Raw genomic sequence first — 22214 nt, forward strand, 5'->3', positions numbered from 1 at the left:
TATTTGTAATCTATGTAATGAAGAAGTATTATTATTATTTGATATGCTCTTAAAATACTGTATCGGGATGTGCATTCATGAACAACAAAGTGGTAATTTTAGGTTGTAACTATTATATTGGTCTGAGCACGATTCGCTGCTTGGGCATTCATGGCATTCATACGGTCGCTGTCGACTATTCAAATAAACATGCTTACGGTGCGGAGTCAAAGTATACTTCGGAAAGATTGATCGCTCCACATTATAAGGAAGAAACACAATCTTTCATCCGATTTTTAATTGATTATGCCCGTAAACAAAGCTCTCCTCCAGTTCTTATACCATGTCATGATTCCTATGTTGAAATCATTGACGAGCATTTGGATGAGTTGAGAGAATACTATCTTATTCCGAACTCTGAACAAGGTCTCTATACCAAAATGATGAATAAAGAGGTTCTTCACCGGCTTGCTGAGGAACACGGAGTAAACGTACCGGAGACGGTTCGTGTAAACGAGGACAACTTCTTCGAGAAGATTGAATCGACAATCAAGTTTCCTTGTATCGTCAAGCCAACGGATTCACCTTCCTTTGTAGCTAAGTTTCGCCGCAAACTGTTTAAAGTGCACAACAAGCAAGAACTTGTTGAAGCGCTCAATAAGGCAGCGGATGCCGGGCTGGAAGTCATCGTACAACGTATCATCCCCGGCTTCGACGATCACATGCATACGTTCGATGCCTATCTGAATCAGGACTCTAAGGTTACGAATTGGGTTACATGCCAAAAGTTCCGTCAATATCCTATCAACTTCGGCGCTTCAGTCTATACCGGACAAAAGTATGTTCAAGAGCTATACGACATCGGTGCACCGTTCCTGGAGAAGATGGGCTGGAAGGGTTTTGCCGAAATTGAATTTAAAAAGGATGCCGAAACGGGTAAATTTTACTTAATCGAGGTTAACTGCCGGATCACGAACCTGAACAACCTGCTTTATAAGGTCGGAATGAACATTCCTTATATCACCTATATGGAGCTAACAGGCTCACCTCAGCCTCCTAGTGCGCTGACAGAGAATACAAACCGTGTGTTCTGGTATGGATATGAAGATATGCTTGCTGTACGTGACTATATCAAAACAAAGCAATTGACCGTGGGTCAGGTGTTCAAATCGCTGTTCAAACCGAAAGCATACGCCATTTGGGACTGGAAGGATCCAAAGCCGGCCTTTGCTTATGCGTCTATCATCGGTGGGAAAGTATTTAATAAGTTATTTAGAAGATAAGATATGGAAAGGAGCTGTTCCCATTGCGATTAGCTTCCATAGTGCAAGGCCTCGACTTTGATCTCGTGAAGGGCGATCTGAATATTGATGTGGATGCAGTCGCCTTCGATTCCCGGGAAGTGATACAAAATTGCGTTTTTGTCGCCGTATCCGGCTTCACGGTAGACGGCCACAGTTTTATTCCCAAAGCTATCAGTCTGGGCGCTACAGCCATCATCGTGGAAAAAGATGTACAGGTTGACGAATCCATTACGGTACTAAAAGTTCGGGACACTCGCGACGCGCTTGCGCTCCTATCGTCTAACTTCTACGGGAGACCTACGGATCAACTGAACATGATCGGCATTACAGGTACCAACGGTAAAACCTCGATCAGTTATTTCATGAAATCCATTCTGGAGCAGGCAGGCAAACATGTAGGTATTATTGGTACGATCGGAACAATGATCGGCGATCAGCTGAAGAAGAACAAGAACACGACGCCGGAATCATTGTATTTACAGCAGATTTTTGCCGATATGGTAAGTTCAGATATCAGTCATTGTGTCATGGAGGTCTCTTCCCATGCATTGAGTCTCAAACGAGTGGCGTACAGCCGTTTCCACACAGGAATCTTCACGAATCTAACACCGGACCATCTGGAACTGCATAACAGCATGGAAGAATATTTTGAGGCCAAATCCCTGCTGTTCGATCAGACATCCGATTACAACATCATCAATGCAGATGACCCATACGGGAGAAGATTGATTGATAAAGTTAAGCATTATAAATCGAAGCTTGTTACATACGGTATTGACAGTAAGGCTGATGTGTACGCCTCCGATATCCGTTATTTCATAGATTCTACCATTTATAATGTGCACACCCCGGCTGGAAGTATTGAGATCAAGGTTAACCTCCCGGGCGATATCTATGTGTTGAACAGCCTTGCTGCTATCGCTTGCGCATACTGTAGCGGCATCGACCTGGAAGTAATCAAGAACGGTATACAAGCGGTTGAAGGCATTAAAGGCCGTATGGAAGTTGTTTACAAGGATAAGAACAATCTGGTCATAGTTGACTTTGCTCATACAGAGGACAGCCTGGAAAAAGCGCTGTTAACGCTTCGCCCTTACGCAAAAGGCCGTATTATTCTGGTATTCGGCGTTTACGCTGCAGCAGGTGAGCTTGGCAGCGACAAGCGCAGCTCCATGGGTAAAGTAGCGGCTAAACACGCCGATCTATCTATCGTCACCTCAGACAATCCTAAGGATCAGGATCCAGATGCGATTATTTCTGAGATTGTGGCTTCTATGGAAGCCGCAGGAAGCTCTTACAAAGCCATTGTGGACCGCAAGGAAGCTATCGAGTATGCTCTCACGATCAGACAGAAGGACGATATCATTCTGATCACGGGAAAAGGTCACGAAACTTCACAGATCATCGGAAAAACGGAGATTCCTTTTAACGAAGCTGAAATTGTGAACGAATTTATAAAGAGGCAGTTGTTGAATAATGGATACTAAAAAGTTAGGCGTCATCGGCGGTATGGGCCCACAAGCCACCTCGGTATTTTTTGAAAAGGTTATTGAGAATACAGCGGCTGAGTGCGATCAGGATCATATTGATATGCTTATTCTGAATCACGCCACCCTGCCCGATCGAACCAAAGTCATCCTAGAGGGACGCCGCGAGCTATTCTTGGACGCCGTGGCGAATGATTTCAAACTGCTGGAACTGGCTGGTGTCGCAAACATCGCTATTCCGTGTAATACATCCCATTATTTCTATGACGACATGCAGCAGATGACCTCTGTCAACATCATTAATATGGTTGACGAGACGGTAAAGGAAATTCACGGGCGTTATGGCGACGGCAGCAAGATTGGTATTCTGGCGACAAATGGTACGGTCAGCAGCGGAATCTACCGTGCCAGCTGTGAAAGATACGACATGAAGCTATACGAACCAGCTCCTTCACTTCAAAGTGAGGTCATGGACATTATTTATAACGATGTAAAAGGCAGCAAAAACGTAGATCCAAGCAAGCTGGAATCCCTTATCCATCAGCTGGTGTATGAGGAGCGCTGCCAATGTGTCATTCTCGCATGCACGGAGTTGTCCTGCATTGAATTAAGTAATTTCTACAAGGAATGCTCCATTGATGCGATGGAAGTGCTCGTCAATCGCTCGATTACGTTATCGGGTAAGCAGGTAGCATCTGATAAATAACGGATAATTATTAAAATGAACTATTCTTTTATACAATTGAACGAAAAGCCCTCTCTTCAGGCAACACCTGAAAAGAGGGCTTTTTGCTCATAAAGCGGCTTCAAGAGGGACATCATAGAACGATAGTAATGGGTTATCCGTACAATCGTGGGATTCATTCCCCGTACAGCGGGTAAAATCCAAGAATAAGAATGTGGGACTAAATTTTGAAAGGGGATGTGTAAGATGCGTGAGAACGCTGATCATAGCGGATTCAGCCAGAACGAAGCTGGCCCTGCTAACGCGCAAAGCGGAGATGGCTTAAAACTGGATACAAGCGCGTTAGAAGCATGGCGGGCAACCGGGGCTGAACGTAATAACCGAACACTCGGTGAAGAGTCTACCGTCAATAATACGGACAGACGGATAAGCAGAGAGTATGAGGAAAAAAACGGTCTCGCGGCTGAAACGACAGGCAAGCTCCCTCTGGATCATGTTCCGGCAGATGCGGCCTTTTCACTCGGAACAGATGCCAGTGAAACCTACCTACGTCGTAATCCGCCTCCAGATGATTTACGCGAATCGGAATCGCCAGTCGAAGAAGAGGCTCCGCTCGAAGATGTACCGGATGCGGATGAGATCCAAGCTGACACCCCTGTTGATCCTGCTGCCCTTCAAGATCCTGACCAACATGGTATCGATCTGTTAAACGGTGTTGGTGGTGTGGACGATGAGACCGGACGCGAGCTGCCTAAGTATTTTTAATCGTAGGGTAGAAAAAGCAAAGAACCGCTTCCCTAACGAGGGACGTGCGGTTCTTTGCTTTTTCTCAAGAGATAAGAACGTACAACATCGAAGTAAACAGCATCTTTATCTCGCAAGAAAAACATGTTAATTTGTATTTCTATTTCAGAACAATATATCGAGCAATCCGAGTATAGCCGCCCATAATACAACACCGATTGCGGCTCCCCACATCAATCCGATCCATAGGTTCCCCTGCTTTTCCAACGGATGTTCCCCCTGGTTACAAATTTCGTTAATAACCAGTATAGTCATCAATTCAAAATCTATACTAATTTATATGTATGGAATCCCGCAAAAATCAGTCACCAGAATGACAAACCTCACCGGACAGCTTTATGCTAGTCACCCATCTCTACCCTATCGTCATATTATAATGCATATGACCATGGAGGGATGGTATGAATGAAGGGAATCCTGTCATTACACGGAGACCGCAACATCACACTTCAGCAGCGACTTGCTACATTGAAGGGACATCTTGTCGAAATTAACGCGCCGAATACAGGACTTGAGCCAGGTCGTCTGGAATTTGTATACAAAGCGAATTTTATTCGAGTACAAGGCGAGCTGTTTGTTCCGGCCAGTTTAAATTCTATCCGCGTCTTTGATATTAAACCACCCCGTCGGAGCGCGTTGGTGGGCGTTCGAACCACGTTCCCAAGCGGCAGTGCGTTCAACCGAATCCGTCTGGTACGCATTGGTTCCGATTTTATCGAACTACAGGGAAAAGGCAAGAACCCTTCCCGAATTCTGTTTCCGCTAAATAAAGTGGAGGGAATCTATCGGGCGCTGTAAAAGTCAGCCTCTAATACGCTCATCAGGCACGATCATGATCCTCGGGACTTGTACAAGTTCGGGGATTTTCTTTTTTTTGTAACTGGACACGGTTCGGTCGTTTTGTCCATGGGGCAGGACATATGATAAAATACTACCATCATCCATACTTAGGGGGAAACGTTACGATGAAACAAAGAAACAAATTATTAACTGTCCTTCTGTCCCTGATGACCCTACTGGTGATCGTAACCGGCTGCGGCGTGGACGAAAAGAAGGAAACGAACAACAACACGAGCAATGCAGGCTCTCCTGCACCGGCTGAGGAACCAGCCACCGAGAAAAAAGTAGTTCCCGATCCTAATGCAAGCCACCCTGTCGTCACCATTGAAATGGACAGCGGTAAAAAGATCACACTTGAGCTTTACCCGGAAGTTGCTCCTAATACGGTTAACAACTTTATCTCTCTGGTGAAGCAAGGCTTTTATAATGGGACAGGCTTCCACCGTGTTATTCCCGGCTTCATGATTCAAGGCGGCGATCCGGATGGAACCGGTATGGGAGGTCCCGATTACAGCATTGCCGGAGAATTCAACGCTAACGGCTTCCAGAACGATCTAGAGCATACTCGCGGAGTTCTCTCTATGGCCAGAGCTCAGGATCCGGATTCCGCCGGCTCCCAGTTCTTTATCATGCATGCTGACTACCCTGATCTAAACGACCAATATGCTGCTTTTGGTAAAGTAACGGAGGGTATGGAGGTCGTTGATGAAATTGCCGGACTTCCAACAGGTGAAAACGATCGCCCTGCTGACCCACTTCCAACAATGAAAAAGGTTACGGTTGACACACTGGGTAAAGATTATCCCGAGCCTGAGAAGAAATAACAGTTCAAGAGGACAAGAATGCACCCTGATGCAGTCTTGTCCTCTTTTGTTAAGCTCATCTAACCGTATCGATTCATAGTCCCAACTTAAAGAATCCCTCAGGCTTTTTCAATAACAATCAGACATGTGCTATCAGGAAGTGAAGCCGGATTCCCCGTCTCATCCATCAATTGTATCCGACCAGTCAGTGCTTCGGTGTAACCCTCCTGCAGAAAATGCAGGCTCACCACAATCTTAGCCTCACTTCCCAAGGTTTCACGGATCACAGATTCGTATTGCGAAGGGGTGAAGTACCCGAACTGTTCCTGTACCTCATGTACATAAGCTTCCTCGCCCCATGTGTACGTGTATAAAAACTCCATGGCATCATTTACTGGCATACTGACCTCATTATTAGACAGCTTCTGATAAGCAATCTTTCGTCCTTTAAAGTCATCCGCATATCTTGATAGCCACAGCATTCCATCCTCTTCAAGAAACCGGATACGACGAACCTGCTCCTCCGGCTCTGTCATGATGCCATCCCGGATAATGATCCGCCCGCCAGGAGACAAAACCTCATAAGCGCTTTTAAGTGCGGCTGCCACAGTCGATGGGTTGAATCTGGAGCCTCCCAATTCTATATATGAGTACAACTCATGCAGAATGGATGAAAATATGACCGTATCCACACCGCCTGGTTCCAGATAGTCCCTTAGATTCAATGCATCTCCCTTAACGACTTCCCAGCTTCGCCCTTCCAATCGTTTTCGTTTCTCCAGCGCCTCAATCACATTGGACGATATATCGATGCCTACTGCACGTACCTCCGGCATCTGCTCCTCGATCAGATCCAGCATGACACCTCCACCTGGACCGATATCTACCACACGGGAACCTGCAATATAGTCCAGGATAACCTTTTTATAATCGCCGGAGCTGTTCATATCCTGTAAATAGGTTTCCTCGTTGTGAAAACGATCATATGCATCCCGGCGCAGGCCAAATAGGTCAAATAGCATCAGCACTGCTTTTTCATACAGAGGTGATTTTTCCGCTTCAATACAGAACTGAATCAGCTTCTCGGCCGCCGGAGAAAATTCAAATGTGAGGAAGACAGTGTCTTCTAGACCTGCTTTCTGCTCCAGACGGTGACGCAGATGCGGACTCGATCCGGCAGCGCCCTGAAGACAAGACGTCCAGTCCATTTGACTCAAATACTGCTCTATCATCCGCTTTTTATATACGTTTAACTTTTTTATGCCCTTGTAATCGTAGTACATATCGTTCATGAGCGGTTCAAAGCTCAAATGCCGGACAGGATTTCCGTATGACCTTCCCGCACCCGTTGATGATTCTGCTCCCTCGTTAGGCGTCAATCCGAAGAGTTCGATCTTTCCGTGCAGACCGAGTATGAGAACTTTAAGGAATTCGTCAACTGAGAAATCCTGCAGTGCTGCCTCGACGAACCACAGGGTCAGATCAGCAAGCGGGGCCAAGGCAGATGATAGATCACATTCCGATTCAATCCGGGATAAGTCCGAGTGAAAGGATTCCCCCTTCCGGATACATCCTGCCCGCAGCCGTTCCAATCGTTTAATGTATGTCCGTTCCTCCGGATCCCGTCCCTCGGCGATGGCCTTTATGATCTCCTCCGTCTCGTCCTGCACGCGGTTCCACAGCTCCTCGGACACACCACCCATGATACAGCGGTTCAGCGGAAGCAGCAGCCGGACAAGCTCCTCTGAAGTGAGAAAGCGTGACTTTACCAGATTCGTTAAGGATTGATTTTCTTGAAAGACAACCTCCCCCCGGATATACTGGCCCACAAGACCGTGCGTCATAATAAGGGTATGAATGATATTGTGTCGCAAGCTCATTTCACCATAACGTTCTTGAATATGTCTGGCGTACAGCTCTCCCGAGCCGATATTATGAACAAACAGATTCACACCCGATTCCTGCCACCTGATCCGATCTCGGAGAGTGCCTCCCTTAGCCGTTTCCGACCATACAAGCACCTCCTCCAGCAGCTCTCTGATCCAAAAAGACACCGGAAGTCCATCCAAAATACACAGTGTTTTCTCTACATAATCAAGCACCGGATTGGCTTGTGTCAGTTCACCGATCGAAGTAATCCGCTCCAGGTTTACAATTCGTTCTTCCGCCGAAACTATCAATTTTAGCCAGGCATATTTTTCTACAACTGAAAAATCTCCCGCTCTATAGGCTGTTGTAGCATCCAGTGATCGCAGCATTCTTGTTACACTCCTCGTTCATAATGTCGTATGTACCGACCGGATTTTCGTCGTTATGATTATAACAGAACAGATATCCGACATGGCACCTGATTTGGTAACGGGGCACTGCACGGGGTATACTGGTAGATGAAAACCATATTATTATTGCTAAGGAGTGAATAGCATGAGCTTAAAAAATAAAACAGCTATCATAACCGGTGCAGGCAAAGGCATCGGGCGAGCCATAGCAATCTCCCTCGCAAAGGAAGGCGTGCACGTCGGCCTCGTTGCCCGGACAGCCGCTGATCTTGAGTCGCTGGGACAATTCATCACAGAACAATACGGGGTAAAAGCGATTACGGCGATTGCCGATATTTCTGTTCAAAGCGAAGCGGAAGCTGCCTTTGCTGCCATTAACCAGAAGCTGGGCGCAATCGATATTCTCATTAACAATGCAGGCATCGCCCAGTTCGGAAATCTGCTCGAAATGGAGCCGGAGCAGTGGAAACGTATCGTAGACGTCAATCTCATGGGTACATATCACATGCTGCGTACCGTGCTTCCGGGCATGATCGAGCGTAGTAAAGGCGATGTGATCAACATCTCCTCCACCGCCGGAGAACGCGGCTTTGCAACGGGCTCAGCATATAATGCTTCTAAATTCGCCGTCATGGGACTGACCGAAGCTGTACTGCAAGAGGTGCGGAAGCACAACATTCGCATCACCGCACTTACACCAAGCACCGTTAATACGGATTTAGCCGTTAACGCAGGTCTGAAAATTGGCGAAGAAGACCGGATGATGCAACCGGAAGATGTTGCGGAACTGGCACTTGCCGCACTTAAGCTTCCCCCTCGAGTATTTGTTAAAACAGCAGGCATCTGGACAACCAACCCCCAATAACATAAATACTAAATTATTTAAGCCGTCTATCCGCAAGGGCATGAGACGGCTTTTATTTATCGTTTTCACCCGTGTGAAAACAACAGCGACATGATATAATGACTGGGTGCTGGGTGCTTACCCACATAGTGTTTATAGTAAGAAAGAAGATGAACAACATCCATGATTACTGACATTATTCTGGAAGTAGTCCTACCCATCTTTGTCCTGATCGGAATCGGAATTCTGATGCAACGGGCATTTCAGCTCGACCTATATACGTTGGCCAAGATCAACTTCTATTACATCACACCAGCTGCTGTATTCATGAGCATGTATGAATCTGAAATGTCGCCCAAATTGCTGGGAACCGTCACACTGTTCTATGTAATATATGTAACCGCTCTTTATATCATTGGACGTATTACCGCCAAACGCCGCAAATTTAGCCGCGGAATGAGGGCTGCGTTTACGAATAGCCTTATCTTGGACAATTCGGGAAACTACGGACTTCCGATCAATGACCTTGTGTTTAAAGGCGATCCGTTGGCTGGCTCTGTTCAAGCCTTGATTATGTCCCTTCAAAGTCTGCTTACATTCACCTATGGTGTCATTTCCATACAGGGAGCAAAAACCGAAGGATTATACCGACACGCAATCATCGGATTTCTAAAAATGCCGGTATCCTACGCGCTGATTCTGGGGCTGCTGCTGCATGCCTTGGACGTACCGCTGCCTGTCTTCGTCTCCCAGCCACTGATGTATGCAGACCAATCCTTGGTAGCTATCGCGCTGCTCACGCTAGGTGCTCAAATTATCAAGTATCCGCTCCGGCTGCGTAGATTCGATGTATATCTCAGCGTAGCACTCCGGCTGCTTGCCGCTCCGGCCATTGGAATTCTCATTGTGTTCACTCTCGGTCTTGAGGGAATTCCCGCCCAAGCCCTTATTATCGCCTCAGGCATGCCGGTTGGTGTAAATACATCCATCCTTGCGGAAGAATATCAGAATGAACCCGATTTTGCTGCACAAACCGTGCTCTTGTCGACCATACTGAATGTTATAACCATCACAGGCTTAATTTCCTTGGCTAAGCTTGTAGCTTAATCATACTCGTTGGAGGAGATCACATGAATTTTGACTTAACTATTAACCGCACCCGTACTGCTTCCCTGAAGTGGGATAACATACCAGCCGTATTCGGAGTGGATGACGCCCTTCCGATGTGGGTCGCAGATATGGATTTCGCTGCACCGCCAGCCGTTGTCCGTGCTATGCATGCCCGTGTCGAGCATGGTGTATTCGGCTATACACTTCAAACCGAAACCTACCGTGAAGCGATCACCAGCTGGATGGACAAACGCCATAACTGGAGCATTAAACCGGAATGGATTCAGTACTGCCCCGGTGTAGTACCAGCACTGAGTCTGATCGTGGAAGCATTCACAGAGCCTGGTGATCAGGTTATCATCCAGACACCTGTATACCCTCCTTTCTACAGCGTCGTGAAAGATCATGGACGTGAGCTCGTACAGAATCCACTAATTCTGACTGAACAAGGCGATTACGTGATGGATTTCGAGGACCTCGAGCGGAGTTTATCCGGCGGACGGGTGAAAATGATCATATTGTGCAGTCCCCATAATCCGGTAGGCCGGGTATGGACCAAAGAGGAATTGTCCCGTATAGCGTCTTTGTGTGAACAACATGACGTACTTGTCGTATCAGATGAAATCCATGCCGACCTGATCTACCAGGCAGGATCACACACGCCATTCGCCTCTCTTTCAGAAGACGCAGCAATGCGCTCCTTCATCTGTACAGCTGCGAGCAAAACGTTTAATATTGCCGGATTGAACACGGCCAACATCATCATTCCGAATGATACACTCCGCCGTAGATTCGACAAAGCGCTGCAGCGCTACGCGCTCGGGTCGATTACTCCAATGGGTGCCGCTGCTACGGAAACTGCTTACCGTGAAGGTGGAGAATGGCTGGACGCTCTGCTATCCTATGTCCGGGGGAATATGGAGTACATTAGAGACTTTATTCAAGAACACATGCCTGAGGTGAAGGTAAAGCTACCCCAAGCCACTTACCTACTCTGGATTGATTTCCGAGGGCTCGGGATGAGTGATGAAGATCTGAACCGCTTCCTCGTTCAGAAGGCCAAGATTGGCATGAACAGAGGTGTTACTTTTGGCAAAAGCGCCGAGGGCTTCATGCGTATGAATATGGCCTGTACCCGTGCTACAGCGGAAGAAGCCATGTCGCGTCTGAACGCTGCGATTACACAATGGCGTAAAGAAGCTTAATAAAACGCATATTATAACCACAATAAAGAGGGACTCCGTTAAGGATCCCTCTTTATTGTGGTTGTGTACTACTAACGGCTATAATCGGCTGGCAGACAAACATTTACTTATAATAAGAGTAATATATTTAAAGCTGAGTCAAGACCAACCGGTCGTGTTCGTACCTGAGGTCAAGTCATTCTGCTCGATATCTCCGTACACCGTCCCACCGCCGTTTTGCTCACGTCCCGCCTGATAACTGGCATCCATAATCGCACCGTTCAGCTGATGGAGATGTCCGCTTACCGCATCCATCTGTTTAAACACCTGTCTGTGCTGATATGCCTCAGGGTAAGCACTTTGCTGATCTGGATCATTCATTTGTTCAAACGAAGTCTTCTGATCTCCCAGAACTTGACGGTACCGCTGTGCAGTATCAGAACGAATTTCCGAGACGATGTTCTGCATTCCATAAAGCGCCATACGACAATTGACTAAATCTTGTCTCAAGGTCTCCGAAGTTTCAGGTGTGATTTGGGATTGGACGGTCTTTAGCTCCGCATCCATCTGACCTAAATCGTTTAAAACAACGGCCAGCTGATCACAATTTCCGCTCTGCTGCATTTCTGTCAGTACCATGGATACCTGGCTCAATTTGCTTGCTATCGATTGAACACTCGTCATAAAAAATCTCCCCTTTAACTAACTATGTACCTGTTATTTGCTTTTAGCATGTAGAAATCGCTCTATCCTTATACATCAAGTTCATTGCTCCGTTTCACCGGTTATCATGTACCGCAAAATACCCATGCCCACTAATAGAGGACATGGGTATTTATTTAAAGGGATCAACAATGGGTGCACATACGGTGGAGGTTACGTGCATTTTAATATACTTTTTTAGCCAGTTCTTCTGGCGTGTAACGGTGAGCGGCAACGATACGTCCGGAGGCATTTTTACCCCATCCGGATACAAGTACATGTGTGCTGTCTGTTCTAATCTGGACTTCGAAATGGAGAAGCTGAGAAACGTTCAATACACGGAACGCGGAGGATCCCGCAGCGAGTGTAAATGTTCTGGTGTCAACCAGTACCTTTGATCCATTCAAACGGAACAATTTGATTTCAACTCTGGCGCTGGACTGACCGTTATTCACCGCCTTTACAAAAAACGTTCTGGACTCACCCGGCAGCGTCGCAACATTGATCGCATTTTCTACTGGCCCTGTCGAATACCTTACACTTGGCCTCATTTATCAACCTCCTTTTCTTGATAATCTATCTTATGCCGTCATAGAAAAACGGTCTGGATATATTCCCCTCTCTATTAGAAAGAGGCTTTATGTCGATAGATTCTTTAGACTTGGAAAATGGATCTATTGGAATGAAGACTAAATAACCGATATAATCGTTATTAGATATTAAATGCTTGAAAGTAGGTAGGCAGAAAACGATATGGCAAAAGTGAGACGCAAAAAATCGACAACTATCATTATCATCACGATATTGCTAGCCATTATATATATGCAGCTGTCAACGTCCATTCCTGATATTTTGCCGGATCTGGATAAAGAAGACGCTCCTCCGGTTACCGGAATTCATCCTGTTGTGCTCGATCAGAAGAATAAACTTGTCGCAAAGGTAAGGGAGATTGGAATAAAAATTATTATTACAGATGGTTACCGAAGTGACGAAGAGCAGAACCGTTTATACAAGCAAGGACGAAGCACGGAAGGTGACATCGTTACCAACGCGCAAGCCGGTGAGTCCATGCATAATTACGGCCTTGCTATCGATTTTGCCCTCCAATTGAAGGACGGCAGTGTCATCTGGGATATGGAGTATGACGGCAACGGAAATGGTAGATCAGACTGGATGGAGGTCGTAGCAATTGCCAAAGACCTTGGTTTCCAGTGGGGCGGCGATTGGACCAACTTCCCGGATTACCCTCATCTCCAGATAGATTTCGGCCTTACCATACGCGACTTGAAGCGCGGAAAACGCCCTCCGGTAGATTCACATGAATATTTGGAGGCTTTGAAGTGATCATGGCGTAAAAAAGGCAGACCAATATTGACACTCCCCCCCCTAAAGGGGCAAGTCTGCTGGCGTAGATAGGATTCTTGAGTAGTTAACGCCCTCAATCCATTTCTGTTTTGGACAACTCTCAAGTTTAGGGCGTGTCATCGCCCCTCCTAAGACAGTGCATATAGCATCTTAGGCTCTCACCCTGTTACCAGATGAGACAGGTTGTTTGCTCAAATGTTTTAGCGTCTTGTTCTTGACGACTTCATACATTTTACGTGGCGAAAGAGTTAGTCGCCACAACCCCATATGTATACTATTTTCAAAGAGCGAGCATACGTTCACTATACCCTAACTAGCAGTGTAGGACAATGAAGCTGTCTAATGACAACCCTTGCCCTAAGCCGATTCATCCCAGCCTAAAGGCTAGGGCTTTTTCGGCTAGAATCTGTAAACTGGGCTGCCCTTTTGTCATGAACTGTAAGGATAATCCATTTCTTTAAGCTTAGGACGAAAAAAGGAAGGGAACCTCTCCCTCCCCTCCTCTGATGAATTCTATCTCTTGGCCCTTTAAGCCGTAATTCCGAACATATATAAATTCACAACCTGATGAGCCAAGTCTTCAGGCGTACATTTGCCAGTCAACAGCTGCTGCAGAGTCAACCGCTCAAGCGTTCCTACAAGACACTCTGCTATGATGGTCATATTGGCCTCTTGCTGAAAATACCCGTCCTTTTGCTCAGCCTTCAAGTTCTGTTCGATCATAGCTGTAAGTTCTTTCTTGACCTCACTGGCTTCCTGTCCGATAAAAAAACCGATCTGGGTCAAGTCCGGATCTCTCTCCAGAAATTCAAACAGACTGCTCAGGACTGCAGTAATCCGGCCCGGAACATCTTCACGGCTGATCCCGGCTTCCAAGCGGCCGTCTGCAATAAGTTCCTTCAACTGGGAGCGGAACTTCAACATCAGTTCGTTAAATACAGCTTCTTTACTATCGAAATACAGGTAGAACGACGGCTGGGTCAGTCCTGCCCGGGAAACAATGGTGCTGATTTTTGTCTTATGATAACCAGACCGCGCAAACTCATTGGCGGCAACCGTAAGCAATCTTGCTCTACTCTCTTGTCCATTTGCACCCTTTTTTCTCAAAGCTATCGAACCTCCGTCTCTATCTGGATGTGTACTCATTATACTCCATGCACCATATGCTTGCTAGAATGAAAGAATGCAGTCAGCAAAAATATAGCGTGCGTCCGTCAATTAACCTATTCCTTAAAAGGAATGACCGCAGTTTTGCCATTAGAATCTTGAAGCAAGTACTGATCCCTGGCTTTATACCTTCTTTCAAGTCTTTGTTCCCTGAACTGCTGCTCCATATCAGACCGAACGGCATGGTTCAAATATTCGTTGTCATCCGAAGCATCTGGCTTGATCCGAAGATCCATCTGCTTCTCGTACCGCTCATACTGCAGCTCAGACTCTCTTAATTCCGTCGGTACCCAGCGGGCCTCCATAATTTTTTGAAAGCTACCGTCTGTACTCCTAAAGTAGGATAAGATTAGAGAGTACCCTTTTAAATCCAATTGTATATTTTCAAAATCAGGTCCCATGATGTTATTTTTGACATTATTTCCCATATGTTGATTGACCGTTGCAGGAAGTGTCTCTGTTACATCATAAACCGCCAAAAACTGATAACTGTTCGTACTGGAACCGAATATTTCAAACTGATTAACGTCGGTAAGCTGCTTCAGTATTCGCTTGCTAGCGCTTTCAATTGCTCCATGACTCAGCAATACGCTCCCATTCATGCTGATTAACGCAGGTTTTCCAAGAAAGTTGATACGCTCGTCCTTCGTTAGCCAGGGTCTTGCCGCCCTTTCTTGTTTTTTCATTTTTTCTTCGGGGAAGTTCTCTTCTACAGACTCCATTACCCGTTTAGCGGTTGGGCTATTATCAAAATAAACCGTTACCATTCCAAGCACCAGAACAGACAAAATCATCACACCAGCTTTTTTAAGCATTTGGTAATCCTTTCCTTCAAACAAGTCGCTCCCTCTATTACCATTATATGTATTATACAAGCCTTGAACAGTATTTCATATCCAGTTTTTCAGCAACTTTAAAAGGTATGCTCTTATCCCCATGCTTTACAATGAAACCAGAACCATTTAACGTTAAGTTCATACGGAATATGCAAACAGCTTTATGAGGGAGAGAAGCTTATGAATGAATCTGCACAAAAAATTCTTATCGTCACAGCCGTTGCCGCAGAAAGAGAGGCCGTGCTCCGCGGTCTGGCTGGTGACGGACGTTATGAGGTCATTGCAGCGGGAGTCGGCCTTGCGGCTGCAGCATCCCGTACAGCTAAAACTCTGGCATCAGGCCATTATAAATTTGTTATTAGCGCCGGTATTGGCGGCGGATTTCCAAGGCAGGCCCCTGTCGGATCTCTGGTGGTCGCAAGTGATATCATCGCCGCAGATCTCGGCTCCGAGACACCTGATGGATTTCTCAGCGTGGACAAGCTCGGTTTCGGATCAGCTTATATTCAGACGCCGTCCAAGCTCGCGGTTCTGCTGACCGAAGCGCTGCAAGCAGCCGGTCTGATAGCAGCATGCGGTCCGATTCTCAGCGTATCGACCACAACCGGTACAAAAGCAACGGCTGAAGCACTAACTGCCCGTGTTCCTGGAGCAGCTGCCGAGGCTATGGAGGGATTCGGAGTAGCACAAGCCGCACAGGATTTCGGATTGCCTGTGCTAGAGATCCGCGCAATCTCGAACGCTGTAGGTCCGCGTGACCGGGATGCCTGGAAGATCCCTCAAGCGCTGCAGACGCTTGAAGCTGCAATCTCACAACTACCGGAGGTGCTGACATGAAAATTGCGTTTTCACCGTGTCCAAATGACACTTTTGTATTTCACGCCTGGGTACATAACCTGATTCCCGGCGCACCTGAGCTCGAAGTGTCTTATGCAGACATCCATATCACGAACCATTGGGCCGCGGAGACAGGTTCCAATGACCATGACGTCCTGAAAATATCGTATGCTGCTCTGCCATGGGTGCTCGATGAATATGCCCTGATCCCTTGCGGGGGTGCGCTTGGACGCGGCTGCGGCCCGCTCCTTCTGACAGGCGGAGCCTCAAGCGCCACAGGCTTAGCCTCTAAAGCAGCTGATCCGGCATTCCTGTCCGGACGCAAAGTTGCCGTACCGAGTGAACGCTCCACCGCTTACTTGCTGTTCAGGCTGTGGGCGGCGCAGAACGTTCCCGGCGGAATCGGTGATATTATCGTCATGCCGTTTGACCAGATCATGCCTGCCGTCCGCGATGGGGAAGTCGATGCAGGGCTTGTCATTCATGAAGCCCGCTTCACCTATCCTTCTTATGACCTTAATCTGATGACGGATCTCGGAAGCTGGTGGGAATCTGACACCGGTCTTCCCATTCCGCTCGGCGCCATCATTGCACGTCGTTCGCTTGATCTTGATCAGATTGCGGCATGGACACGTGCCTCGGTGGAATACGCCTGGGCCCATCCCGAAGCTTCCCGTGACTATGTTCTGGATCATGCACAGGAGATGGAGACGGCAGTGGCAGAGGCGCATATTGGATTGTATGTAAATCCATTTACCGCGAACCTCGGGGAAGATGGATATGCCGCTGTATCCGCACTGTTAAGCCGTGCGGCAGACGAAGGACTTGTTCCAAGAATAGATCCTGCCAAGCTGCGCTAAAGCAATAATACAAAGAGGAACGCCGAAGTTCATCATGAACTCTTGCGTTCCTCTTTGTTGTTCCCAGCGCAGCCGATGTTTCAGGGCTTTTCCTCACCATTAGTTTCTCCGTTCTCTGATCATCCTTCATTCTCTATAAAATCGCTAAGCTGCCGATATATCCCTACAATATCATCCATGGGCATCCGGACCAGGCCACTGGATGAAGGAGCGACAAATTCACGCACCTCTTTCACAACTGGTTCAGCCTGAAAGCCCCAATGCGCCTGTGATCTTCGGCTGAATTCCGTATAGACCCCCTTACCAACAAAACACGCAATTCTCGGGCGGTATTGCTCAAGCTTGGCCCGCAGTATTTCACGTCCCTGCTCATATTCATCCCGTGTAATATCCTCAGCTCCCCGGGTTGGCCTGGCTACAATATTCGTAAAGCCGTATCCCAGCTTCAACAGCTCCCCATCATCAGAGGCGTCATACAGACGAGGGGTAAGACCCGACCGGTGCAAAATACGCCAAAAATTGTTACGTGGATTCGCATAATGGTGACCCACTTCACCAGAGCGCAGGCTTGGATTGAAGCCAATGAAGAGAACCGATAGTCCGTAATCCAGATGATCCATAACCTCGTTCACTCACTCTACCTCCTTATGCCAGGCTTCCTTCAGAATACTGCGGAACAAATGGTCCAGTTCTTCATCGGAGACACGGTCAAGGCTGCTGTTCTGCATACGCTGTGCAGCAGCATCATAATACTTGATTTGCTTCTCCAAATAATCATTGATTAACGGAAGACGCGGCTCAAGAGTAAGTTCTTCACCCGACTTTTTTCGCTGAATCAGCTGATAGATTTCACTGCAAAGCTCACTATCACGCGGTACTAAGCTCTCCACCAGACTCTCGAATTGAATTGGCGGCATACTGTCGTATTTCTCAATCCAGAGACAGGCAAGGATTGGGCGAAGCACGTAGAAATATTTTTTAATCTTCACCTGCTCCCCTTGCAGATAATCGCGATAGTTTCCCTTGGCCATGTTAAGATAATGGTACAGACAAGATTTTGGCGAAAAAGTCAGCGGAGACAGCCCTCGGATCTGCTCTGCGGCGGATGTGTGTTCCAGGTATTGTATAGGTGACTCAAGCCATTCCAGCAGGGGCGGGTTTGATTTACGGAATAAATTCAAAGCCTTTTTCAGGTCCCACCCGTTAATATCCAGTCTGTCACTAATCGGCCGCTCGATCACATCTCTCTTCTCAAAGATGGATAAATACCAATCAACGGGTCTTACATATAGAAACCGTACATCGTAATCACTACTATCGGGGGAAGAAAATCCCCATGATCGGCTTCCAGACTCACAGGCATAAAGGATGATGATCTCTTCCTCATGCTCTATTTTCCGCAGCTGCTCAGTAATGACAGCATTCATGTCCTTCATCCTTTAACCCTCCTTACGTTCTACGTGGAAGCAGAAGATCCACTGCTGTTAACTCTTTTTTGAATCGCATGTACTCCCATAACGACGGCAATCAATTCCCAATCATCCAGGTGTTGACTATCGTTCTTCAGGTGGTAAGCTCCGGATTGCAGCCATCCACTGACACGATGAAACGTGGCAACGCAGCGTCCGCCCTCACCCTGGATTTCGTATTCCTTGGAGAACGCCGGGGACGTAATTTCATAAATCCCCCTTTCACCGGCATCATACTCATATTTCTTGGAGAAAAAGCTCATCCGCATTCGCAGCACACCGAGTTCATATTCATTACGGTCACACACTTCCCATTTATTCGAGAAAAAACGGAACGAACCGCTGTAAACCTTCATTCCGGTCTCATCATACACATCCAGAGAGGAACCGAAAGAGCTTTTCAAATCTACCGTTCCAACGATCTCTCCCGCTTCATTCATCACGCTCGTTTCACCTGAATTAAAAAAGTTATCTTTAAAATATAACCCCATATTAATCTTTCTCCCTTCTTATAATTTTATCTTCATTATACGTTACAGTATAAAACTTTCCATCCTGCGTGCCTTAGCCCGCACGTTCTGAAATCATATTATTTCCTCGATCGTTCCGGGAACCAAACTGCGACTCTGTTGTCTAATTGAATAGAGAGGTGAGGAGATTGGGTTTGGAGTATTTGAATAACCTGGTGGCCGCAGATAATCCCAGCTCTGTGTTGATGGAGATGATGGAGGCATACGGACAGGATGTGTGGAATTACGCTTATTTTTTGACTAGACGCCGCGATGCTGCGGACGATATCAGTCAAGATGTCTTTCTGAAGGCGCTACAGCATTTGAGACAATTTGAAGGGCGCAGTTCCGTGAAGACATGGCTGTTCGCCATTACGCGCAATCTGTCCATGAACTACCTCAAGTCCTCTTTCATCAAAAAGGTAACGCTTGTCGAATGGGTCACCCCAAAGCGCAACGAACGCTCCGCTGAAATGGAAGCTATCGGGAACATGGAAGTATCCCGGATATGGCAGCATGTATTGAGCTTGCCCGTTAAATTCAGAGAAGTGTTGATCCTCGAATTCCATTACCAGCTGCCGCGCCGTGAAATCGCTGCTCTTCTCGACATTTCGGAAGGTACAGTCAAATCAAGGCTTCATCGTGCCCGTGCCCGTATGGAAGCTCTGCTGAAAGGAGAGGAAGCCGAATGAACAACAATCAGAAGGAAATGGAACCCCATTGGGTTCAAGAATTAAAGTCCTCTCCGTTTAAAAAGCCTCCCTTTACGAAGGAGATGATGACTACCGTGCTTGAACGTTCAACGAACAACCGTAAACCATCCGGCAAGAAATACAAAAGATTATTTCGCGTCGTAGCAGCAGGCGCATGCACCATCGCCATACTGGGAATGATCTGGATCATCAGCCCTTCCCTAATTAAGAACAACAACTCCACCCCTATGGTAAAGCCTGCGGCTCCTACAGTGGACTGGACACCCCACTCTCAATATAATACGGCGGAAGGAGTTACCAAGCTTCACGTATTTCCGGGTGGCGACTATCCAGCGGGGTCTCCATCAGGAAGTTGGTGGAACTTGTACGTCCCCGTCGAGACACTTGAGGGACAGAACATCCGGATTACGGCCACTCATAAGGAAACCGGCATGCAGATCGAAGAGTTGCCTCCTACAAAGATCACCCCAGAAATGGCCTATGATAATTTCACCCGTGTATCTTCAACCTTTTCTCTCCCGCTCAGCGGCCTTTGGAAATTCGACGTGTATATTGGAGAGGAAAAATTCGGGGATGTTGTCTTTGATGTACCGGACAGCAGCTGGGAGCCAAGTCCTGTGTTTACTTCAGGTAATTTTGAAATGACCGGCGTGGAGAATCGGCTCGGTTTCATCCATCCTGGATTCCAAGCAGGTCAGTCCAATAAATATATGTGGCACTTCTGGGGACGGGATGAAGAGCTGAACGGCGAGCTGAAAATTACAGCCGTGAAGCAGAACTCATTCGAGATTATAGATGTTTTTGAAAGTAAGCTGTCTCCCGGTAAGCTCAATGGGGCTGACGCTGCACTGCCTTCTTCAATGAGCCTCCCCTCTTCCGGTTTATGGAGATTGATGGCAAGCATCGATGGGCAGCTGTATGGAAGTGTAATCGTAGAAGTTAAGTAACAATCTATACCCTAGCGCGAACGGCTTTACGGTCCTACAATTTGACACCAAAAAACGCTGATGCCGCTCTTAGGGCATCAGCGTTTTTACAACATTATCTTATTTCATACTTTTCCGGGCTTCTCCCGACATCAGATCTTCGAAATCTATACATTCATCTCAGATTTCATGTTCAACACATCAGGTATCGCTATCGGTCTTCCTTGTTCCAATCGGGACTGTTCCGCGGCGAAAGCCATCAAATGGCTTTGCAGAGAAGCACCGGCAGAGGTCAGTCCGTCTGCTTGACTGCCACTGCCAAATTCACGAACGTCTTTTAGAAAAGAACTGATCATCCTGACATCACCGCCCCCATGACCGTCCCCTCCGGTATTACATTGAAAGTCGATCTCTTCTCCTGTTGAATAACGGTATAAAGTGAAGGAGCCTGTTTCCATGTCACCTCGAATTTCCCCGTGTGTGCCCATGATCTGCACCTTTCGCCCTTCTTTATCTGTAAAGCCTGACATGACAAAAGCCGCATTCGCTCCGCTTGCAAATTCCATGTTGACAACCTGATGGTCAACCACGTTATTATCGCAACAGTACACACATCGTCCAAACGGGCCTTCTCTAAGCGCTCTTAGTATTCCTTCGTGTGATAGATCCTGTGTCATATAGCGAGCCCATGGATGTTCCGGTGGCTGAATGTACAATTTTAGTGCAGAGAAAGGACAGGTTTTCTCCACCTCGCATCCGTCGATACAACGATCTGCTGAGCCCTCCGGCGCGTTCTGCTCCTTAAAGTGAAGCAGTGATCCAAAGGAGCTTACCATCGTGCACTTCTCTCCCATGAGCCAGGAGATGATATCAAGATCATGACATGATTTCGCCAAAATCATTGGACTTGTCTCCTTCGCATCCCGCCAGTTGCCGCGCACATAGCTGTGTGTCATATGTCGATATCCGACGTTTTCTGACAGCTGAATGGTTGCGATTTTGCCGAGTTCACCTGCTTCAATACATTTTTTGATCCGATCCCAAAATAATGAATACCGCAGTACATGACTTACAATCAACAGTCTGCCATGCTCCTCCGCTGCTTTGACAAGTGAGATGCACTCTTCTCTGTCTGGAGACATTGGCTTTTCGAGCAGAACATGGTATCCAAGCTTTAACGCTTTTAATGCCGGGATGTAATGCAAACGATCTAGTGTACTGATGATCATGACATCGGCGATTCGCCCTTGATCGAAAGCCTGCTCCCACGAATCGTAAGCATATTCTTCCGAAATTCCATGAATTGCTGCAAAATGGTTTCTGCGCCCCTCATCAGGCTCTGCAACAGCTACGATTTTAAGTTCATTGGGATATTTTTCGGCATAAGGGCCGTAAATATAACGTCCTCTACTGCCGGCTCCTAATAAAACAGCTGTTATAGTCTTCAATGTTACCCCTCCTAATGTCCACCCTATGACCTGATTGTACTTGGGCGGACAAGGAGCTTAAAG

General features: G+C 47.0%; 23 protein-coding genes. 14 read left to right on the forward strand and 9 right to left on the reverse strand.

The window, feature by feature from the left end:
- The first annotated feature begins 77 nt into the window (after positions 1 to 77).
- The 6 genes from B9N86_RS22845 to B9N86_RS22870 all read left to right on the forward strand — a co-directional run bounded on the left by B9N86_RS22845 (position 78) and on the right by B9N86_RS22870 (position 5923).
- Positions 78 to 1262: a carboxylate--amine ligase gene (locus B9N86_RS22845; protein WP_208915417.1), complete on the forward strand. Its 1185-nt coding sequence runs from the start codon at positions 78 to 80 to the stop codon at positions 1260 to 1262.
- Between the two features lie 23 nt (positions 1263 to 1285).
- On the forward strand, positions 1286 to 2770 hold the full coding sequence (locus B9N86_RS22850) for a UDP-N-acetylmuramoyl-L-alanyl-D-glutamate--2,6-diaminopimelate ligase (protein ID WP_208915418.1): 1485 nt from the start codon (positions 1286 to 1288) through the stop codon (positions 2768 to 2770).
- Positions 2760 to 3476 carry an aspartate/glutamate racemase family protein gene (locus tag B9N86_RS22855; RefSeq protein WP_208915419.1) on the forward strand — a complete coding sequence of 239 codons (717 nt, stop codon included), beginning with the start codon at positions 2760 to 2762 and terminating at the stop codon, positions 3474 to 3476. The genes B9N86_RS22850 and B9N86_RS22855 overlap by 11 nt, the downstream gene beginning before the upstream one ends.
- Before the next feature lie 225 nt (positions 3477 to 3701).
- The gene (locus tag B9N86_RS22860; protein ID WP_208915420.1) at positions 3702 to 4220 is read left to right on the forward strand and encodes a hypothetical protein; all 519 of its coding nucleotides are present in this window, start codon (positions 3702 to 3704) and stop codon (positions 4218 to 4220) included.
- Positions 4221 to 4664: 444 nt separating this feature from the next.
- Positions 4665 to 5057: a hypothetical protein gene (locus B9N86_RS22865; RefSeq protein ID WP_208915421.1), complete on the forward strand. Its 393-nt coding sequence runs from the start codon at positions 4665 to 4667 to the stop codon at positions 5055 to 5057.
- A gap of 167 nt (positions 5058 to 5224) precedes the next feature.
- Positions 5225 to 5923: a peptidylprolyl isomerase gene (locus tag B9N86_RS22870; RefSeq protein WP_208915422.1), complete on the forward strand. Its 699-nt coding sequence runs from the start codon at positions 5225 to 5227 to the stop codon at positions 5921 to 5923.
- A gap of 98 nt (positions 5924 to 6021) precedes the next feature.
- On the opposite strand, the gene B9N86_RS22875 is transcribed toward B9N86_RS22870, so the two are convergent.
- A complete protein-coding gene (locus B9N86_RS22875; protein ID WP_208915423.1) occupies positions 6022 to 8160 on the reverse strand; it encodes a class I SAM-dependent methyltransferase in 2139 nt (712 codons plus the stop codon).
- A 166-nt stretch (positions 8161 to 8326) separates the two neighbouring features.
- Between B9N86_RS22875 and B9N86_RS22880 the strand changes: the two genes are divergently transcribed.
- The 3 genes from B9N86_RS22880 to B9N86_RS22890 all read left to right on the forward strand — a co-directional run bounded on the left by B9N86_RS22880 (position 8327) and on the right by B9N86_RS22890 (position 11340).
- Positions 8327 to 9046 carry a 3-ketoacyl-ACP reductase gene (locus B9N86_RS22880; RefSeq protein ID WP_208915424.1) on the forward strand — a complete coding sequence of 240 codons (720 nt, stop codon included), beginning with the start codon at positions 8327 to 8329 and terminating at the stop codon, positions 9044 to 9046.
- Between the two features lie 162 nt (positions 9047 to 9208).
- Positions 9209 to 10132 carry an AEC family transporter gene (locus B9N86_RS22885; RefSeq protein ID WP_208915425.1) on the forward strand — a complete coding sequence of 308 codons (924 nt, stop codon included), beginning with the start codon at positions 9209 to 9211 and terminating at the stop codon, positions 10130 to 10132.
- Positions 10133 to 10155: 23 nt separating this feature from the next.
- A complete protein-coding gene (locus B9N86_RS22890; RefSeq protein WP_208915426.1) occupies positions 10156 to 11340 on the forward strand; it encodes a MalY/PatB family protein in 1185 nt (394 codons plus the stop codon).
- A 138-nt stretch (positions 11341 to 11478) separates the two neighbouring features.
- On the opposite strand, the gene B9N86_RS22895 is transcribed toward B9N86_RS22890, so the two are convergent.
- On the reverse strand, positions 11479 to 12003 hold the full coding sequence (locus B9N86_RS22895) for a hypothetical protein (protein WP_208915427.1): 525 nt from the start codon (positions 12001 to 12003) through the stop codon (positions 11479 to 11481).
- 203 nt (positions 12004 to 12206) lie between these two features.
- Complete coding sequence (locus B9N86_RS22900) at positions 12207 to 12572, reverse strand: hypothetical protein (RefSeq protein ID WP_208915428.1); 366 nt, start codon at positions 12570 to 12572, stop codon at positions 12207 to 12209.
- Positions 12573 to 12774: 202 nt separating this feature from the next.
- Here B9N86_RS22900 and B9N86_RS22905 point away from each other — a divergent pair, with 202 nt between their 5' ends.
- Entirely contained in the window at positions 12775 to 13365 is a 591-nt protein-coding gene (locus tag B9N86_RS22905) for a M15 family metallopeptidase (RefSeq protein ID WP_208915429.1), read from the forward strand.
- 549 nt (positions 13366 to 13914) lie between these two features.
- Here B9N86_RS22905 and B9N86_RS22910 read toward each other — a convergent pair.
- Together B9N86_RS22910 and B9N86_RS22915 are read right to left on the reverse strand one after the other, a co-directional pair.
- The gene (locus B9N86_RS22910; protein WP_244562809.1) at positions 13915 to 14532 is read right to left on the reverse strand and encodes a TetR/AcrR family transcriptional regulator; all 618 of its coding nucleotides are present in this window, start codon (positions 14530 to 14532) and stop codon (positions 13915 to 13917) included.
- Positions 14533 to 14609: 77 nt separating this feature from the next.
- Positions 14610 to 15368: a hypothetical protein gene (locus tag B9N86_RS22915; RefSeq protein WP_208915431.1), complete on the reverse strand. Its 759-nt coding sequence runs from the start codon at positions 15366 to 15368 to the stop codon at positions 14610 to 14612.
- 201 nt (positions 15369 to 15569) lie between these two features.
- Between B9N86_RS22915 and B9N86_RS22920 the strand changes: the two genes are divergently transcribed.
- A complete protein-coding gene (locus B9N86_RS22920; RefSeq protein WP_208915432.1) occupies positions 15570 to 16226 on the forward strand; it encodes a futalosine hydrolase in 657 nt (218 codons plus the stop codon).
- On the forward strand, positions 16223 to 17086 hold the full coding sequence (locus B9N86_RS22925) for a 1,4-dihydroxy-6-naphtoate synthase (RefSeq protein WP_208915433.1): 864 nt from the start codon (positions 16223 to 16225) through the stop codon (positions 17084 to 17086). Before B9N86_RS22920 ends, B9N86_RS22925 begins: the two co-directional genes overlap by 4 nt.
- Positions 17087 to 17205: 119 nt before the next feature.
- Here B9N86_RS22925 and B9N86_RS22930 read toward each other — a convergent pair whose 3' ends face one another.
- From B9N86_RS22930 to B9N86_RS22940, 3 genes are read right to left on the reverse strand one after another with little or no spacing between them, the layout of a single operon-like run.
- Positions 17206 to 17718 carry a mismatch-specific DNA-glycosylase gene (locus B9N86_RS22930; RefSeq protein ID WP_208915434.1) on the reverse strand — a complete coding sequence of 171 codons (513 nt, stop codon included), beginning with the start codon at positions 17716 to 17718 and terminating at the stop codon, positions 17206 to 17208.
- Positions 17719 to 18522, reverse strand: coding sequence for a nucleotidyltransferase domain-containing protein (locus tag B9N86_RS22935; RefSeq protein ID WP_208915435.1), 804 nt, complete (start codon positions 18520 to 18522; stop codon positions 17719 to 17721).
- Between the two features lie 20 nt (positions 18523 to 18542).
- Complete coding sequence (locus B9N86_RS22940; protein WP_208915436.1) at positions 18543 to 19046, reverse strand: LURP-one-related family protein; 504 nt, start codon at positions 19044 to 19046, stop codon at positions 18543 to 18545.
- Between the two features lie 173 nt (positions 19047 to 19219).
- Between B9N86_RS22940 and B9N86_RS22945 the strand changes: the two genes are divergently transcribed.
- Positions 19220 to 19756, forward strand: coding sequence for an RNA polymerase sigma factor (locus B9N86_RS22945; protein WP_244562810.1), 537 nt, complete (start codon positions 19220 to 19222; stop codon positions 19754 to 19756).
- Complete coding sequence (locus B9N86_RS22950; RefSeq protein WP_208915437.1) at positions 19753 to 20724, forward strand: DUF4871 domain-containing protein; 972 nt, start codon at positions 19753 to 19755, stop codon at positions 20722 to 20724. Before B9N86_RS22945 ends, B9N86_RS22950 begins: the two co-directional genes overlap by 4 nt.
- 146 nt (positions 20725 to 20870) lie before the next feature.
- On the opposite strand, the gene B9N86_RS22955 is transcribed toward B9N86_RS22950, so the two are convergent.
- A complete protein-coding gene (locus B9N86_RS22955; RefSeq protein ID WP_208915438.1) occupies positions 20871 to 22151 on the reverse strand; it encodes a Gfo/Idh/MocA family protein in 1281 nt (426 codons plus the stop codon).
- Between the last annotated feature and the right edge of the window lie 63 nt (positions 22152 to 22214).

Source organism: Paenibacillus uliginis N3/975 (assembly GCF_900177425.1).
Lineage (GTDB): Bacteria > Bacillota > Bacilli > Paenibacillales > Paenibacillaceae > Paenibacillus_AQ > Paenibacillus_AQ uliginis.

Excerpts from the sequence above, each read along its gene's own strand:
- B9N86_RS22845 (WP_208915417.1), top strand. The coding sequence starts at position 78 with ATGAACAACAAAGTGGTAATTTTAGGTTGTAACTATTATATTGGTCTG.
- B9N86_RS22855 (WP_208915419.1), top strand. The coding sequence starts at position 2,760 with ATGGATACTAAAAAGTTAGGCGTCATCGGCGGTATGGGCCCACAAGCC.
- B9N86_RS22860 (WP_208915420.1), top strand. The coding sequence starts at position 3,702 with ATGCGTGAGAACGCTGATCATAGCGGATTCAGCCAGAACGAAGCTGGC.
- B9N86_RS22865 (WP_208915421.1), top strand. The coding sequence starts at position 4,665 with ATGAAGGGAATCCTGTCATTACACGGAGACCGCAACATCACACTTCAG.
- B9N86_RS22870 (WP_208915422.1), top strand. The coding sequence starts at position 5,225 with ATGAAACAAAGAAACAAATTATTAACTGTCCTTCTGTCCCTGATGACC.
- B9N86_RS22875 (WP_208915423.1), bottom strand. The coding sequence starts at position 8,160 with ATGCTGCGATCACTGGATGCTACAACAGCCTATAGAGCGGGAGATTTT.
- B9N86_RS22880 (WP_208915424.1), top strand. The coding sequence starts at position 8,327 with ATGAGCTTAAAAAATAAAACAGCTATCATAACCGGTGCAGGCAAAGGC.
- B9N86_RS22885 (WP_208915425.1), top strand. The coding sequence starts at position 9,209 with ATGATTACTGACATTATTCTGGAAGTAGTCCTACCCATCTTTGTCCTG.
- B9N86_RS22890 (WP_208915426.1), top strand. The coding sequence starts at position 10,156 with ATGAATTTTGACTTAACTATTAACCGCACCCGTACTGCTTCCCTGAAG.
- B9N86_RS22895 (WP_208915427.1), bottom strand. The coding sequence starts at position 12,003 with ATGACGAGTGTTCAATCGATAGCAAGCAAATTGAGCCAGGTATCCATG.
- B9N86_RS22900 (WP_208915428.1), bottom strand. The coding sequence starts at position 12,572 with ATGAGGCCAAGTGTAAGGTATTCGACAGGGCCAGTAGAAAATGCGATC.
- B9N86_RS22905 (WP_208915429.1), top strand. The coding sequence starts at position 12,775 with ATGGCAAAAGTGAGACGCAAAAAATCGACAACTATCATTATCATCACG.
- B9N86_RS22910 (WP_244562809.1), bottom strand. The coding sequence starts at position 14,532 with ATGAGTACACATCCAGATAGAGACGGAGGTTCGATAGCTTTGAGAAAA.
- B9N86_RS22915 (WP_208915431.1), bottom strand. The coding sequence starts at position 15,368 with ATGCTTAAAAAAGCTGGTGTGATGATTTTGTCTGTTCTGGTGCTTGGA.
- B9N86_RS22920 (WP_208915432.1), top strand. The coding sequence starts at position 15,570 with ATGAATGAATCTGCACAAAAAATTCTTATCGTCACAGCCGTTGCCGCA.
- B9N86_RS22925 (WP_208915433.1), top strand. The coding sequence starts at position 16,223 with ATGAAAATTGCGTTTTCACCGTGTCCAAATGACACTTTTGTATTTCAC.
- B9N86_RS22935 (WP_208915435.1), bottom strand. The coding sequence starts at position 18,522 with ATGAAGGACATGAATGCTGTCATTACTGAGCAGCTGCGGAAAATAGAG.
- B9N86_RS22940 (WP_208915436.1), bottom strand. The coding sequence starts at position 19,046 with ATGGGGTTATATTTTAAAGATAACTTTTTTAATTCAGGTGAAACGAGC.
- B9N86_RS22950 (WP_208915437.1), top strand. The coding sequence starts at position 19,753 with ATGAACAACAATCAGAAGGAAATGGAACCCCATTGGGTTCAAGAATTA.